Origin of the sequence: Streptomyces sp. NPDC058534 (assembly GCF_042717365.1) — a bacterium.
Lineage (GTDB): Bacteria > Actinomycetota > Actinomycetes > Streptomycetales > Streptomycetaceae > Streptomyces.
In genome coordinates, this window is record NZ_JBHXNW010000123.1 from 2,891 (window position 1) to 18,401 (window position 15,511).

Annotated in this window: 14 protein-coding genes and 1 pseudogene; 8 read left to right on the top strand and 7 right to left on the bottom strand. The window is 70.4% G+C overall.

The window, feature by feature from the left end:
* Positions 1–180: 180 nt before the first annotated feature.
* Positions 181–336: pseudogene (locus ACFWR9_RS40615) on the top strand (SAM-dependent methyltransferase); the annotation flags it as partial.
* 429 nt (positions 337–765) lie between these two features.
* Here ACFWR9_RS40615 and ACFWR9_RS40620 read toward each other — a convergent pair.
* Positions 766–2,142, bottom strand: coding sequence for a helix-turn-helix domain-containing protein (locus ACFWR9_RS40620; protein WP_383852097.1), 1,377 nt, complete (start codon positions 2,140–2,142; stop codon positions 766–768).
* Positions 2,143–2,376: 234 nt separating this feature from the next.
* Here ACFWR9_RS40620 and ACFWR9_RS40625 point away from each other — a divergent pair, with 234 nt between their 5' ends.
* Positions 2,377–3,000, top strand: a complete 624-nt coding sequence (locus ACFWR9_RS40625) for a hypothetical protein (protein ID WP_383852100.1) — start codon at positions 2,377–2,379, stop codon at positions 2,998–3,000.
* Positions 3,001–3,728: 728 nt separating this feature from the next.
* The gene (locus tag ACFWR9_RS40630) at positions 3,729–4,367 is read left to right on the top strand and encodes a hypothetical protein (protein WP_383852129.1); all 639 of its coding nucleotides are present in this window, start codon (positions 3,729–3,731) and stop codon (positions 4,365–4,367) included.
* Positions 4,368–4,411: 44 nt separating this feature from the next.
* Here ACFWR9_RS40630 and ACFWR9_RS40635 read toward each other — a convergent pair whose 3' ends face one another.
* The 4 genes from ACFWR9_RS40635 to ACFWR9_RS40650 form a co-directional block, all read right to left on the bottom strand.
* On the bottom strand, positions 4,412–4,699 hold the full coding sequence (locus ACFWR9_RS40635; protein ID WP_383852103.1) for a hypothetical protein: 288 nt from the start codon (positions 4,697–4,699) through the stop codon (positions 4,412–4,414).
* A 260-nt stretch (positions 4,700–4,959) separates the two neighbouring features.
* Positions 4,960–5,271, bottom strand: a complete 312-nt coding sequence (locus ACFWR9_RS40640) for a transposase (RefSeq protein WP_383852106.1) — start codon at positions 5,269–5,271, stop codon at positions 4,960–4,962.
* Positions 5,272–5,490: 219 nt separating this feature from the next.
* Positions 5,491–6,882, bottom strand: a complete 1,392-nt coding sequence (locus tag ACFWR9_RS40645; protein WP_383852108.1) for an IS1380 family transposase — start codon at positions 6,880–6,882, stop codon at positions 5,491–5,493.
* Positions 6,883–7,732: 850 nt separating this feature from the next.
* On the bottom strand, positions 7,733–8,203 hold the full coding sequence (locus ACFWR9_RS40650; RefSeq protein WP_383852111.1) for a VOC family protein: 471 nt from the start codon (positions 8,201–8,203) through the stop codon (positions 7,733–7,735).
* Positions 8,204–8,403: 200 nt separating this feature from the next.
* On the opposite strand from ACFWR9_RS40650, the gene ACFWR9_RS40655 reads away from it, so the two are divergent.
* Both ACFWR9_RS40655 and ACFWR9_RS40660 read left to right on the top strand, forming a co-directional pair.
* Complete coding sequence (locus ACFWR9_RS40655) at positions 8,404–9,156, top strand: flavodoxin family protein (protein ID WP_383852113.1); 753 nt, start codon at positions 8,404–8,406, stop codon at positions 9,154–9,156.
* Positions 9,157–9,278: 122 nt separating this feature from the next.
* On the top strand, positions 9,279–10,169 hold the full coding sequence (locus tag ACFWR9_RS40660) for a DUF5996 family protein (RefSeq protein ID WP_383852116.1): 891 nt from the start codon (positions 9,279–9,281) through the stop codon (positions 10,167–10,169).
* Between the two features lie 279 nt (positions 10,170–10,448).
* On the opposite strand, the gene ACFWR9_RS40665 is transcribed toward ACFWR9_RS40660, so the two are convergent.
* Both ACFWR9_RS40665 and ACFWR9_RS40670 read right to left on the bottom strand, forming a co-directional pair.
* Positions 10,449–10,832 (bottom strand): tryptophan-rich sensory protein, encoded by a 384-nt coding sequence (locus ACFWR9_RS40665; protein ID WP_383852117.1) that lies wholly within the window; start codon positions 10,830–10,832, stop codon positions 10,449–10,451.
* 312 nt (positions 10,833–11,144) lie between these two features.
* Complete coding sequence (locus ACFWR9_RS40670; RefSeq protein WP_383852120.1) at positions 11,145–11,327, bottom strand: DUF6480 family protein; 183 nt, start codon at positions 11,325–11,327, stop codon at positions 11,145–11,147.
* Between the two features lie 278 nt (positions 11,328–11,605).
* Between ACFWR9_RS40670 and ACFWR9_RS40675 the strand changes: the two genes are divergently transcribed.
* From ACFWR9_RS40675 to ACFWR9_RS40685, 3 genes are all read left to right on the top strand, one after another.
* Positions 11,606–12,883 (top strand): ABC transporter permease, encoded by a 1,278-nt coding sequence (locus tag ACFWR9_RS40675; RefSeq protein ID WP_383852123.1) that lies wholly within the window; start codon positions 11,606–11,608, stop codon positions 12,881–12,883.
* A gap of 416 nt (positions 12,884–13,299) precedes the next feature.
* Positions 13,300–14,589, top strand: coding sequence for an ATP-binding cassette domain-containing protein (locus ACFWR9_RS40680; RefSeq protein ID WP_383852126.1), 1,290 nt, complete (start codon positions 13,300–13,302; stop codon positions 14,587–14,589).
* 92 nt (positions 14,590–14,681) lie between these two features.
* Positions 14,682–15,338 carry an IS607 family transposase gene (locus tag ACFWR9_RS40685; RefSeq protein WP_383852132.1) on the top strand — a complete coding sequence of 219 codons (657 nt, stop codon included), beginning with the start codon at positions 14,682–14,684 and terminating at the stop codon, positions 15,336–15,338.
* Positions 15,339–15,511: the final 173 nt, after the last annotated feature.

The following is a 15,511-nucleotide window of genomic DNA, read 5'->3' on the forward strand; positions in this document are numbered from 1 at the left end:
GGGGGGGGCCCCTCATCCTCGGCATGGGGACCCCCCCCCGGCCATCCTCCGGGGGTTGTTCCGGGGGCCGCGTAACCCGCGGACGACACATCATGTCGAGTGGCCGTATCCGGGAGCGGCCGCCGCACGCGGAGGGCGGGCGTGCTCGCCCGACCGGCGCAGCGGACGCCCGCCGCCGTCGCCGGGAAGGCGATGTTGACTCACCGATACAGCTACAAGCCTGCGGTATGGCAGCGGCATCTTGACCGGGCCGGCTTCACCACCGCCGAGGCGCGCGTGGTGGACGCTCCGGAGGCCGGGCATATCGGCACGCTCATCGTCCGAGCCCTCGCATGAGGCCCGCCGATCGTGCAGGCTGCAGTCGGCGGGTGAGAGCGCGAGGACTCAGGTGATCCGAAGCAGGGAGGACACCTCAATCTCTCGCCTGGCCGACGTTCTGGATCGTGATGTGCTCGGCGGCGAGGCAGGCCGGATCATCCTCCGGATCCTCGACCTCGGTCATCCAGTCGGCCGTGGAGTCGACCGCGATGGCATGGCGCTCTTGTACCGGAGAGAGTCGATCCAGCGCTGTCAGGCGACATGGAAGGTGAATGCCATCGGCGTCGTGTCAGTGGACCACTACTCCCACAGCTTCATCAAGGCGTACTGGGCGATGTCGCCCTCCTCGTGCCAGCATCGGTACCCATCACCGCGCTCAACGCGCGGGTGCTCACATCCCGGGCTGCGTGCACGTCCGGGACACCCCCTCCGCGACGTGCCCCGTCCTTAGCTGTAGGGCCCCCACCGGCGTCCCAGGGTGTCGTACATGTACCGGGGCAGGCCCTCGATGGCGCTGGTGCGGAACGGGCGGCCGTCGTCGTCGATGCGCACCGTGCCCGTGCGGCCCTGGGAGGACCAGTCCAGCTCCAGGTACCAGCGGCAGTCGCACGAGTCGGTCTCGGCCGTGACCAGCAGCACCTCGGGGTCCTTCGCCGAGACGCGGTAGGGCATGCGCACGGCCGGGATCGGCGTGCCGGAGTCGTTCCCGGCGACCGCGCGGGCGATGGGGCGGTCCTGGTCCAGGTCCACGGCGAAGGACCGGGGAGTGAGCGAGCCGCCGCAGCCCTGGTCCATGGCGTAGGCGTTGCCCTCGGCCGGCGCCGTACGGCCGACCACGCGCACGCGCAGCGCCTCCAGCACGACGGCCGTGTCGCTGCGCCCCTGCACCGACAGCTGCACGAGCGTCTCGCCGCCGTGCACCGCGCTCTGCGTCGCCGCCCAGGGCGCCGCGTCCTGCGGGGCAGGGGGAGGGGGGACCTGGGCCGGCGGCTTGGCGATGACGTAGTCGTGACCGCAACCGAGCTTCCAGGCCTGGGAGTTGGCGGACCAGGCGAGCGGCAGCCCGGCGGCGCCCTGTTCCCCGCGGGGCGGGGCGGATGTCGCGCCGGACGGGCGAGAGGTGCCCGGCTTCTTCTTCGGGGTGGCGGGCCCCGAAGGCCGCTCGGAGGTGGGGGTACCGCTCGGGCCGGGTGAGGCGCCCCGTCGCTCAGGCGCCCTGGCCTCCGCCGAACCGGACGCCGTCGGACCGGCGACCCGGACAGGACCGTCGGCGGACGCCCGCCGCCCGTCCGGCACCGCGGACAGGGCCCCGAGCATCGCGAGCACGGCACAGACGGAGGCCAGCCCGACCACGAGACGTCTACGGCGATACCAGGGGCGGCGCGGGAGCGGAGGCGCGGGCGCGCAGGGTGGTCTGGGCGCAGGGTCCATTTCGGCGACCGGACCGCCGTCGGCCTCCGCCGCCGTACCCGGCTCGGAGATGCCCTCCACCGCCGCGTCCGGTCCGTCCACCGCGTCGTGCACGACTTCCGCCGCCCCCGCCGCACGAGGCCGGCGACGGACTGCCACCGCCAGGAGCCAACGGCGGTGGAGCTCCAGGCGCTGCTCCGACGTCGCCCCGCACAGGGCCGCGAAGCGTTCCACGGGGGCGAAGTCGAGCGGCACCGCGCCGCCTGCGCAATAGCGGTGCAGCGTCGAGGTGTTCATGCCCAGACGGCGGGCCAGCGAGCCGTAGCTCCGGTCCGTGCGCTCCTTCTGTGCCCGCAGCAGCGCCGCGAACTCGGCCACCTCGTCGATGCCGTCGCCGTCGTCCTGTGCCGTCACAGGTCTCCCCGTCCTCGTGCGCCCCCACCCGGCCCGGGACGGTATCCCAGGCACCCCATGTACCTGCACGTCAGAAGGGCTGGGATGGTTCCACCGTTCCCGATCGGCCGTCGGCTGTTGCGCCCGGCGGCTGCGACCGTTGATGCTCTTGGTGCCGCACCGACCAGGCCCGGGCCGGCCAGCCGGCCGCGCCTCGACATCCACGTCCAGACACTCATCCACGGGGGAACACCCATGTCCATGCGCAACCGAACGAGCGCTCTCACCGCACTGACCGTTGCTGCCCTCGTGTCGGGCACGATCCTCATGGCACCGGCCGCCGGAGCCGCGCCGAAGGCCGCCGCGCCCACGTTCCTGTCGGCCTCCCAGCTGCCGCCGCACGCGACGTCGTCCTGGACCGCCGGGCCGGTCACCGACGGGTTCCCGGAGGAACTCGGCGTCTGCGTGAGCACGGAGGGCGTGCCCTCCTACGACTACCGGCATCGGCAGTTCCGGACCGACCTGGACACCAGCGCCGTGCAGTTGACCGTCGTGACGGGCACAGCCGCCCAGGCCAAGGCCCTGGCGAAGCACTACGACGACCTGATCCGCACCTGCGCCGACCGCATCGAGGAGTCCTCGCCCGACGTCGAGGCCGAGGGCCGGGACTACGGCAAGCTGCCGGTCGAGGAGGGCGCCCGCGTCCGCGGCCTGCACACCGAGACGTCGTGGGGTGCCACCGACATCGCCCTGCTGTCGGTCGGGCGGGACGGCAGGACCGTCACCGTCGTGGAGTGGGGGCAGATGGGCGACTTCGGGGACGCGCCCGTGGCCGCCTTCAAGAAGACCACGAACACGGCCGTCAACAAGTTGCACTGACCGGCCGGCCACCGGAAAGACCCGGGGCCGTCCTCCCGCCACGGGGGTCGGAAGGACGGCCCCGTCCCGGTTATGCCCCCGGGGCGGGGAGCGTCGTACTTCGTCCAGGTTCCCCCTGGCACCCCGCCCGGGGGTCCGCCGGCCCGGCCCCTCGCCGCGGCCCAGGCACGGACGAGAAGATCATGGCCGCCGCCATCACCGCCCACTGCCCCCGCATTCGACCACACACGGCGATGCCGTCCCTCCCGCTGGACACGGGGAGAGGCGGCATCAGCGAGCAGCGGCCGGGGCCAGGCCGGGGCAGCCTGCTTCGCCAGCGAGGCGAGCGGGGGGCGGCGACCTCGGGGTGCGCGGCGGGCCGTGCGTCGCCATCGGTGGAACGGTAGAGCGTGTCGTCAACGGCTCCGGCCCGGCTCGTGCCGAACAAGACTGCACGAGCACCTCGGACGCCCGCCGGGGCCGCTCACCTTCGACATGATCCGCCAGGCCGCCGAGGAAGCCCGCCGCACCGCGCGCCGAATACCTGCCGGAGCGGGCCACCGTGCTCGACGCCTTGACCGCGTCCACCACAAGCCAGTAGTCAGAGCGGTAGTGGACCTCGTCACCCGCGTAGCCGAGTAAGTAGTGGACTTTCCGACCCGGTCCGGCAGGACGTCCTCCAGGACGAACGTTCCGTCCTCGGTGACCGGGACCGGCGGGATCTGCTCCCGGGCCGGGATGCATCCAGCCTGGCCGCCTGGCTCGCCCAGCGACCCGGTGTCGAGGTCGTCTGCCGGGACCGCGCTCCGTTCTTCGCCGAAGGCGCCGCTGCCGGAGCGCCGCAGGCGGTGCAGGCCGCCGACAGGTGGCATCTCTGGCTCAACCTGAGCGAGGCCGCCGAGCGGAGTGTCGCCCAGCACCGCCGCTGCCTGCGTGTCCTGACGCCCGCAGCGCCTCAGCTCGAACCCGACCCGGCCCCCCATGGCCGACAGATCACCGCTGTGCCGACCGGACTCGGGCCCGGCACGCAGCCGTCCACGCCCTGCTGGAGGCAGGACATAGCCTGCGCTCAGTCCAGCGGCAGCTCGGCATGGCCTGGCACACCGTCAAACGGTTCGCGCGTTCGCGCCTACCTGCACGACAAGCGCACCTCACCACGACCGGTGACCGCCCGGCCGCCCTCGCCCCGCGCCGTCGCCGGGTGGATCCTCCGGCACCCGGACAGGCTCACCGAATCTGAACAGCTTCAGCTCAAGGCCGTCCGGACACTCGACGCCGTGCGGCAGGACGACCTGCCCAGCCTCCACACCCTCGCCGCCGGGACAGAAGTTGAGCCAGAACCCGGGCAGGTTTCTGGCACAGATCTTGGGATCGGTCGCGAAGAGTGACGGTTTCGTTCGCTTGCAGGGGAGGGTAACGAGCCGGAGGCTTGTCAGCGTTCACGCATTCTGGTCCACCACCAGCCGAACATCGCCAACTCGAAGTAGTTGGGCTCCGGCAAGGTACAGCGATCGAATTCCTCATCGATGCGCGTGATCAGTCGACCCAAGTCCCGTTTGGCTCCGGGAGGAAGGTGCAGCATCGCCCGCTCCAGGTCGTCACGGGCATCTTCCACCTCTATCCCGGGCGAATATGCCTCGGAGGCGTTCAGGTAGCGCCCAGGCTGCTTGAAAGCAGACTCAAACCGAGAGAGCGCATGATCGACCGCGTTGGGCCACATCTCCTGGTCTTCGACCCGACGGATCGCTGCACGAGCCCGCGCGGAGACACCATGGCCCCTCAGGACTGGGCACTGCCATAGTGGCCGCCACCGCTCTGCACGGACGGCCTTGGGACGCCTACGCGGCATCGCCCTTTCGGATCAACATGAGGCCATCCTGCCACGGCTGGGCACCTGCATGGCCCCCTGTCCACACGGCAGCCGCAGCAAATGTTCCTACTGCTCAATTCTGACGCAGATCTCGGGGGCGTCTCGGAGTGTTACTGGAGCAGGATCACCTTGCGCAGTAGCTCGAATCCGGCTCGGCCGTAGAGTTGCCGCTTGATCTTCTTGATGCGATTGACGGCGCCCTCGATGCTGCCGGGGCTCCAGTCGGGAGTGAGCCCGGCGGTTACGGCGTCGAGGTCTCGGAGCAGGTGGAGTGCGAAGCCTGTGAGGCCGGGTAGCCGGCTGGCGTCGACTGCATCGATCCAGGCGAGGAGCGTGCTGCCGAGGCGGCTGCTGAGCATCTCGCCGAAGTCGCGGACGTGTCCGGCGGCAGTGTCCAGTTCGGGGCAGCGAGCCAGGACCACCTTCAGGCCGGCCGGTCTTCGTCAGCCCGGATCCACCGGTGAATCTCGCGGGGGTGCGATCTCTCGCCGAGGAGCTTCGGCTGTGTGAGGCGCGAGTGTGAGGGTGTGCGGTATCCGCCGTGCGCGGGTCGCGGCCTGTCCGGTGCTTTCGGTCGGGGGTGTGTGGTGGCGGTGTCGCCCAGGGCCGGTGCGGCCGACAGTGTTCGGTGTGCGGGGTTCTCAGCCTGGTGCGGGTGGGTGGTGGACGGCTTCGAACAGGCCCTGGTAGGCGTCGGTCCAGGGCCAGTTGACGGGGAGGTGGGCGGTCAGCTTGTCGCGGGTGGTGCGGGCCAGGCGGGCGGGGACGTGGATCAGGTGGGTGCGGAGGGTGGCGGTGGTGGCCTTGGCGTGGAAGACGGAGGCCAGGGAGCCGGCGGCCCGCAGCAGGTTGTGGGCCATCGCCCACAGGGTCAGCCAGGCGGCGTTCGCCTGGAAGTCGCCGGAGGGTAGATGCACGAGGGCGGAGGACTTCCCGTCCGCGGTGGCCTGCTCGATGATCGCGTGCTGTCGGTGGTGCAGTTCGGCTTCCAGCATGGGGAAGGGGCTATCGGTGAAGACGGGGTGGTAGCGCCAGGAGTCGAACAACTCGCCCTGTCCGGAGGGCGCGTGGGGGTTGAGGCGTCGGACCCGGCGCACGATCAGGCGGGCGGTGAGGTGCTCGGCCTTCTTGCGGCCGGTGAATGCGGTGTACTCGATCTCGGCGACCTCCGCGTCCGAGACCATCTCGCCGGTGTCGGGATCCACGAACGCGTCGGGGTAGCGGATCGGTGTCCAGTCCGTGTCCTCGATGCGGCCGATCGCGGCGGCGATGGACGGGTTCATGCCCGTGGTCAGGGAGAAGAAGGCGGAGGCGGTGCGGCAGGCGGCGGCCACATCGGCGGTGTAGAACTTGCTGTCCGCCCGCACCATCCGGATCCCCTCCCCGCCGGCCTCGGCCGCGATGGTCAGGGCCTGGCTCACGAAGCTTTTCGCGCCGCGGACATCGGCGGCCTTGCCGCGGCGCAGCCTCACCGCTCCGATCACCGGCCGGGCGAGCGGGGTGGACAGGGTCGCCACGATCGGGTGCAGGGTGCGCTGTCCCTTGAGCCGGCCGTGCTCCGCGCCCTGTTTCGCCCGGCCGTAGACGCGGCGGTGGGTGGGGTCGATGTCGGTGAACATCACCTCACCCGCGCCGGGCAGCAGCGGAGTGTGTCGGGCCAGAGAGGCCGGGAAGTCGCGGTGGACCCGGTGGAGTTGCCGGTTGTGGCCGTGGGTGAAGGACCGCAGGAACGTCCCCAGCGTGGACGGAGCACGTATCCCGCCGAAGGCCCGGTTCATCGCGCCGTGCCGCAGCCGGTCGGCGTCCTCGATGGAGTCGGCCCCGGCACACATCGCGCCCAGCAGCGACATCACTTTGGCCGGCGCGTGCGCGCCGCCGCTGTTGCCGGCCGCCTCGATCCGCACCCCGGCGGCCAGGGCGGGCAGCCCGGCCCGCTCGGCGAGCGCGACCAGCGGCAGCAGCCCCGCGTCCGCGATCAGATTCGGCTCGTCGAAGCGTGCGGAAACGTGGCCGGCGGCATGGGAAGATTGCATCTCGGAAGTGCCTTGCTGATTGTGCGTGCTGGAAGCCTGAAGAACTCCCATCATCGCAGGTCACAAGGCACTTCCTCGTTCCGGTAGAAGTTGTCCACAGGCATCAGCCGGTGGATCCGGGCTTAATGATCCCGTCGATCGGCGCGGATCGTTTCGTCATCTCAGCGATGAGGCGTGCCCGTCGCTGTTGTATCCGCCCCTCTCAGGTTATGCCCGTGTATTCGCCAGCACAATTTCTCCGCCCGGGCCTGACCGACGCGCCGCTCTCACCGCTGGCGCAGACAGCCGGACGTACCGTCAGCATCCGGGCCGGTAGGAGGGCAATCGGAATACGCCGGAACAAGCACTTGGAGAGCCAGTCCAAGACGTCGTGTTCGTAGACGTAGCAGTGGAATCAAAAGGGACCGCTGTCGTCATCCCGGCCCCCCGGTCATCCGCTCCACGGCGGCGGCGAGTTCGCCGCGCTCGGTGGCCTCTTCCGCCTCGGCCGGCCGCCGCAGGGCGTCCGCGACGGTCACCTTCGCGTCGACGCCCGACGGGTTCGGCCGGCGCCGCTTCCGGCTGCACGCGCCGGTCGGGAAGACCGTACTCGCGCTTGAAGTCGGACGCGGTCTCGATGAGGGCGCCGGACAGCTCGATCTCCATCGTGTCGACCACCTCCGGGTGGTCCTCGGGGCGGTGGCCCCACTCGATCAGCAGGTTCGCGGCGACGTCGCGCACGCCGGTCATCGGTGACCAGTAGGAGGCCTGCAGCCACTCGAACCCCGCGCCGTGCCGGGGGGCCGTGCCCACGCCGCGGCACGGCCCGCCCCCTTGAGAACCACGGCCCGTGTGAGGGAACGGACAGTCGTTACCGGTCAGCGCCCGCGGGCGGGTCGGCGAAGACACCTTCCAGCATCCCGGTGGCCTGCCCCACCTCGATCAGGTAGCCGTCCGGGTCCCGCATGTAGCAACGCACCTCGGCCTTACGGTCGATCGGCTCGGTCAGGAACTGCGCCCCCTTCGCGCTCGCGTCCGCATAGAAGGCGGCGATGTCGGCCACCCGGACGTTGAGGAAGCTAGACACCCTCGTCGGCGCGCCCGTCGCCGGGTCTCCCGGCGGCTCCAGCGAGATGCCGGGCTTGTCGGGGGTGGGGCCGCCCCCGGGGTTCATGATGATCCAGCTGTTGGCGATCTTCACGATGGCCGGGTTCTCCTCCAGCACGATGTCACCGCCGAGGACGTCGGCGTAGAAGCGCCGGGAGACCGCCACGTCGCGGACGGTCAGGAAGTGAGTGAGGACCAGCCCCTGAACCGGGGCCGGGAGGTCTTTGTGCGTCATCGTCCATACCTCCTGAACGGAGTGCGGGGATCGGACGGACATGAGTCGAGTGCCCGCCTCCGGCCGCGCCCAGGCATCACCGCACCCCGATCGCTTCGCCCCCGGTGGGCGTGGCGGAACCGGCGAAGGCGCTCTGCCGACCTACGGTGCTGGTCGCGGCGCTCTCGAACTGCCCACCACGCACCCAAGGGGAACCGATCATGGCAGGACCCGGAACGGAAGCAGGCGCGAGGTCCACGGACGGGAACGGGCCCCGTTTCGACGGGCTGCGGGCACTGTTCATCAATGCCACCCTCAAACGGTCGCCTGAGGTCAGCAACACCGGCGGCCTCATCGACCGCAGTGTGGGGATCATGCGGCGCCACGGAGCGCAGGCCGACATCATCCGGGCCGCCGACCACGACATCGCCACCGGTGTCTGGCCGGACATGACCGAGCACGGCGCCGGCCGGGACGAGTGGCCCCACCTCTACCGGCGCGTGATGGACGCGGACATCTTGGTCCTGTGCGGTCCCGTCTGGCTCGGTGACAACAGCTCCGTCATGAAGCAGGTCATCGAGCGCCTGTACGCCTGTTCCAGCATGCTCAACGAGGCAGGTCAATATGCCTACTACGGCCGTGTCGCCGGCTGCCTGATCACCGGCAACGAAGACGGAGCCAAGCACTGTGCCATGAACGTCCTCTACAGCCTGCAGCACCTGGGCTACACCATCCCGCCGCAGGCCGACGCGGCCTGGGTCGGAGAGGCCGGTCCTGGACCGTCCTATCTGGACGTCGGCTCCGGCGGGCCGGACAATGAATTCACCAACCGCAACACCACATTCATGACATACAACCTGCTCCACCTGGCGGCGATGCTGCGCGCAGCCGGCGGCATCCCGCCATATGGCAACCAGCGCACCGCATGGGACGCCGGCTGCCGCCCCGACTCCAGCAACCCGGAACACCGATAGCCGAAGCGGAGGTGGACGCCGTGAGCCTCCCGCACTCACCCACCGCATCCGAGTCCCCGCACAGCACAGCATGGCCCTCACTACGGGTGACCGACTGGACCGAAACCCGTGACACCCTGCACATGTGGACACAGATCGTAGGCAAGCTGCGGCTGGCCCACGCCCCACTGGTCAACCACTGGTGGCAGGTCACCCTCTACGTCACCCCGAGGGGCCTGACGACCAGCTCAGTGCCCTACGGCGACGGCACCTTCGATGCGGAGTTCGACTTCGTCGAACACCGGCTTGTCATCCGCAGCAGCAACGGCGCGAGCCGCGAAGTGGCCCTGAAGCCAAAGTCGGTCGCGACCTTCTACACCGAGACCATGCAGGCTCTGCACGCGCTGGGCATCGAAGCTGCCTTCCAACGGCGGCCCAACGAGGTGGAACCCTCCATCCCGTTCGCCGAGGACGAGCAGCACTGCTCCTACGACGCGACGGCAGCACACCTCTTCTGGCGCCAACTGCTGCAGACCAACCGCGTCCTGGGCCGCTTCCGGGCGGAGTTCGTTGGCAAGGTCAGCCCCGTTCACTTCTTCTGGGGCGCCATGGACCTGGCATGCACCCGCTTCTCCGGCCGCTCGGCTCCCCCTCATCCGGGCGGCGCCCCCAACTGCGGCGACTGGGTGATGGTGGAAGGCTACTCACGGGAACTCTCCAGCTGCGGATTCTGGCCCGGCGGCGGAGACGAGGGCGCCTTCTACGCCTACGCGTACCCCGAGCCGGACGGCTTCACCGCACACCCGGTGCGCCCCGACGGCGCCTACTACAGCACCGAGAACGGACAGTTCCTGCTGCCCTACGAAACCGTGCGCACCGCGCGCGATCCCGACCACGCACTGACAGAATTCCTGCACACCACCTACGAGGCAGCTGCCGAGCACGGCCACTGGGACCGCGCCACACTTGAGAGTGATCCCCGCCGCTGGGACCGAACTGCACTACGAGCAGAGCCGGGCTTGAGCGTGTCCTGACTTGACGATCACGTACTTGGGCGCTCCCGCGGTGGCCTGAGCACGAAGGCGAAGCAGGCTCTGGCGGCGGATGTCCGTGGCGGCGGCTGCTGCGCACAGCGCACCCCACGCGGCGGCGAACCCGGCGACCTTGGGGGCGGCGCGCGGCGTCCGGCAGCAGGGCGCCGAAGAGCGCAGCGTCGGACCAGTCGGCCGCTACCCGGCATCCCGTCGCGGTGCGCCGCGCCGACGCAGTGGAGGCGATGAGCATGGCGAGGTCCCGGGCGCCGATGGCCCTGATCAGCAGCCCGGTTGACGCCGGCACGGCCCCGTCGGCACTGGTGAGTCCGCAAGGTTTGGCCAGATAGACGGGCCGGACCATGATGGCCGCGCTGTACGTGGCGGTCGCCGCACCCAGGATCCGCACCGCGGTGCAGCCCACGACGTCCTCCTCATCCGGGGAGTCCAAGGGACCTCGTGTTCCCGCGAGGCCGGTGGCGACACCGGCCACTCACGGCAGCCGCCGTTCAGCGCGGCTGCGTAGGCGACCCAGGCTGTGCAGGGCAGCAGCAGGAGCGCGGCGGTACGCCGCTTGCGGCGGAAGGTGATGAGGGTGGCGGTCAGGGCCGCGAGCAGGAGGCAGATGTTGGCGAAGGCGATGGTGGCGTACAGGACGGTCCACACGGGGCCGAAGAGTCAGGCGGGAGGGGCCCGGACGGGCCGGTCGAGGGACTGGTAGGTACTGCCGGCACCGGCCCCGACGCCACGGCGCCGATCGCGGCCACGGCGTAGCAGGCCCAGCAGGCCCAGCGGCATCGGCAGACCCGCACGGGGTCCCCCGGCGGCTTCTCGGTGACTGCTCGACCAGCTCGACACAGCGTGCTCCCCTCATCGCTGACGCGGCCTTTCGGGTCCCCGGGCGCGAGCCGGCCGCACACGCACCGGGAAGCGCGGTGAGGGATCGCGGGAGGCGGTGCGGGTGGAGTGCCGGTCCGGTCACATCAGTGAGATGGCCCGGGCGACGAAGAAGCCCGCGAAGATCACGGCGCCGATGAGGATGATCCACGTCCAGATGCGGGGGTGCTCCCAGATGCCGCCGTCGGGGCGCTCTTCGTGGGCCTCGGCGGTGGAGCCTTCGACGGGAGGGGTTTCCTCGGGAGGTACGAGCGGTTCCGCCATGTTTCCAGGCTCCTGCAGACGCCCCGGATACGCATCCGCTGCCCGACCCGTCGCAGCCCCGAGCAGGAGCACGAGCCGGCGTGCTCCGCTGCGTGACGGTCGCCGGGTGTCGGGCGCGGCCTCGCGGCGAATCACCCCGGGCCTGCTCTTGTGTTCATCACCGCACAGGACAAATCAGAGGAACAGCACCGTGTTGTCGTCACAGGGTTCCGACCTCTCTTTATGCCGCTGTAACGCGCTTATCCGGCTGCGAACGGCCGCCTGTTCTCCTCCTCCCCATGAACTTCGTCAAGCGCGCCGGGACGAGCCTGCGGGTCCGGAAGTCCAGGACCGCCGCCCTGTTGGGGATCTTCCTGGTGATCTGCACCCTGCTGCTGGGCGGGTTCCTGCTCCAGGGCGCCGCGGCCCGGCAGGAGGCCGAGGTGCGGCGCGTCATCGGCGTCGACGTGACCGTGCGGGGCGAGGGCCTCACCCCGGACCTCGCGGACCGGCTCGGTTCCTCGGAGGTGGTGCACCGCTACAACCCGCTGCTCCCGACGGTGGCCGCGGCGAGCGGCTTCTCCCCCCTGGAGGCCGAGCCGCCGGGGCCCGGCGGCACCCGCGCCGGGAACCGGGAGGAACGGCCCCTGCTGGCGCTCAACGGCGTGCGGGACTCCGGCCTGCTGCTGCCCTTCTCCTACGGCTCGACCAGGATCACGGCGGGCCGCGCCATCACACCGCAGGACGCCGGCCGTCACGTCGCGTTGGTCGAGGAGCGACTCGCCGAGCGGAACGGCCTCACGGTGGGCGACACCGTGCGGATGCGGTCGGCCGACGGCAAGCGCACCACGTCCGCCACGATCGTCGGTGTGTTCCGGGATCCGACGCCCGACCCGGCCCGGTGGACACCGGCGCGGGAACTGCCCGGCAACACGGCCTACGTACCCGTGAGCACGGTGCGGCAGTTGGGCGGCGGTACGGCGGACGTCACCGAGGCGGTCTACCGGATCGGGTCGCCGGAACAGGCCGAACACCTCTACGCCGAGGCCGAACGGCTCCTCGGCGCCGGGGCCTACGAATTCCGCGTCAACGACAAGGCGTATCTGGACCAGGCCCGGCCGGTCCAGCGGGTCGGCACGTTCGCGGAGCTGATCGTCTGGCTGATCGCTCTGGCGGGTGCGCTGATCCTGGGCCTCGTCGTGCTGGTGCAGACCCGCGAGCGCCGTGCCGAACTCGGGGTGCTCCTGTCGATGGGCGAGACGAAGTGGAAGCTCGTCGGCCAGCATGTCGTGGAGGTGACCGCCGTCGCCCTGCCCGCCGTGTTCATCGCCGCCCAGATCGCTGTCGCGGCCGGCCCGCGGACCGGTGACGCCCTCCTGCCCGGCGAGGCGGACAAGCCCGCCGCCCGTACCGGGGCACCGCGTACGACGGTCGACCCGCCCGCGACCCGCGTCGAACTGTCCGACGTCGGCGGGGTCGCCGGCATCGCCCTGGGGATCTCCCTGGTCGCCACCGTCCTCCCCGGCATCGGGATCCTGCGCCTGCACCCGCGCTCCATCCTCACCGACGACGCATAGCCACCGCACAGCACCGAGCCCGACACCGACACCGACACCGACACCGACACCGACACCGATCCCACGGGAAGAACCGAACTTCATGAACTTCGTCAAACGCGCCGGCCTCAGCCTGTGGGCGCGCAAGGGCAAGACCCTCATCACCCTGTGCACCTTCCTGGTCATCTCCGTGATGGTGCTGGCCGGCGTACTGATCAACGACGCGACGGCACAGGCCCGGCGGGAGGCCACGCGTTCCGTGGGCGCCGAGGTCAGCCTCGGGATGGACCTGGGGCGGCTCCCTCCAGGTCGCCGAGGCCACCTTCCTCCTCCGGGACGCCGACGACCTGAACGGCTTCAAGAAGGAGGCCGAAGCCGTCGCCGGGCCGGCGCTCGACGGGTTCGCGCTCGACGCCAACGACAAGGCCCTGCGGCAGATGACCGGCCCGCTCAAAAGCATCGGCTCCACCGCCACCCTCGCCATGTGGCTGATCGGCGTGGCAGGCGCCGCCGTTCTCGCGCTGCTGGTCAACCTCGCGGTCAAACAGCGCCGCAGGGAGTACGGCGTGCTCCTGGCCATGGGAGAGAGGAAGGGCAAACTCATCGTCCAGCAGGCGCTGGAGATGGTCGTGGTGGCCGCTGTCGCCGTGGGCCTGAGTTCCCTGTTCGCCGGGGCCCTCACGCAGTACGCGGGCCAGGCGCTGCTCGGCCGGGAGGCCGCGGCGGCCCAGCGCGAGATCGACTCCTGGGAGGCACCGCCCCCGGCAGCACAGGCCTCGACCAGGGCCTCGACCCCGACGACAAGCCGGTCGAGAACGCCGACCCCATCGACCGGATCACCGTACGTCTCGACCGGGCGGACCTCGCCACCGTGGGCGGCGTCGGCCTCGGCATCGCCCTCCTGGCCACCGCCCTCCCCGCCGGCGCGGTCCTGCGCCTCAGCCCGCGGGCCATCCTCACGAAAGGCAAGTGACCTCACCATGACCCAGTCCACCACCACCCAGCCCGTCCTGCGGCTCGACGGCGTCAGCCACACCTACGCGGACCAGCGCCGCACGACCACCGTCCTCAAGAGCATCGACTGCGCCTTCGACCGCGGCACCTTCCACACCGTCCTGGGCCCCTCGGGCAGCGGCAAGACCACCCTGCTCAGCCTCGCCGGCGGACTCGACGCGCCGACCAAGGGCACCGTCAGCTTCGACGGCCGGGGCCTCATGGAGCTGGGCCTCGGCCGCTACCGCAACAAGCACGCGGCGACGGTCTTCCAGCAGTACAACCTCCTGACCTACATGACCGCCCTGCAGAACATCACCACCGCGATGGAGATCACCGGTGTCAAACCCGCGACGGGCAGCCGCAGGTCCCAGGCCCTGCGCCTCCTGGAGAGCGTCGGCCTGGACGCCGACACCGCCCGGCGCAACGTACTGCGGCTGTCCGGCGGCCAGCAGCAGCGCGTCGCCATCGCCCGCGCGCTGGCCTGCGACGTCGACATCCTCTTCGCCGACGAACCCACCGGAAACCTCGACGAGGACACCGCGCAGGGCGTCATCGACATCTTCCGCGAACTCGCCCACGCCCAGGGCAAGTGCGTGGTCGTCGTCACCCACTCGCAGCGACTCGCCGCCCAGTCCGACCGCGTCCTCACCCTGCGCAAGGGCAGGGTCTTCAACTGTTGGAGCTTTCGCTTAAACAGGCCGAGCAACGCTACTTATCAGATGTGTGGTTGATCCGCAGAATTTCGGGCCAGGTTTCCTCCCATTGAATGCGTTTCCTACTGATTCTGGTGGGCTGGTGGTGCGGGGTCCGTAGGTTGTCGGGCATGGAGCTTCTTCGGTTGTCGGTGGCCGCGCGTCGGGTGGGTGTGCATCCGGGCACACTGCGGTTGTGGGCGAACCAGGGCAGGGTCCCGGTGGTGTGGGTGGGCAAGGAACGCCGGTTCTCCGTTGAGGCGTTGGACGGGCTGACCGGTGGTGGGGACGGCGGTGGCCGTCGCGAGGCGTTGTATGCGCGCGTGTCGGGGACCAGCGGGCAGGAGTCGTCGCTGGCCGCACAGGAAGCGGAGTTGCGGGGTTCTGCTTCTGGGGCGGTGGTCGCGGTCTTCAGGGACCGCGCCTCGGGGCTGCGCGAGTCGAGGCCGGGACTTGACCGGTTGCTGAAGCGGGCGGCAGCGGGTGAGTTCACGCATGTGCGGGTCACGCATGCGGACCGGCTGGCCCGGTTCGGGACCGGCTGGCTGATCCAGGTCCTGGCCCATCACGGGGTCGAGGTGGAAGTGATGCACGCCAAGGGGGCGGCCGGGGGGATGGAGGAGCTGCTGGACGACTTCATGTCACTGGTGGCGACCTTCGCGGGCCGGATGTACGGGATGCGCTCACGCGAGGCACGCCGCCGCCTGCTGGCCGAAGCCGGCCACCGCATCGAACACCCTGCCTCTGCCCCTGAAATGGTGTCTGGGGTTGGGGGTGGTGGGGTGTGAGCAGGCTGGTGGCGACCGCCACGTGTACCGCCTACTCCGGTGTTCTGGAGGCCACCGGTGAGCGGGTCGGGCCGCGGATTCTGCTGGAGCGGGTGGGGTTCTGGGCCGGGTTGAGCCAGGAACTGACCGGGGCCCTGGTGGCCTCCCGGTGGGACGAGGAGTCCCTGGACGTG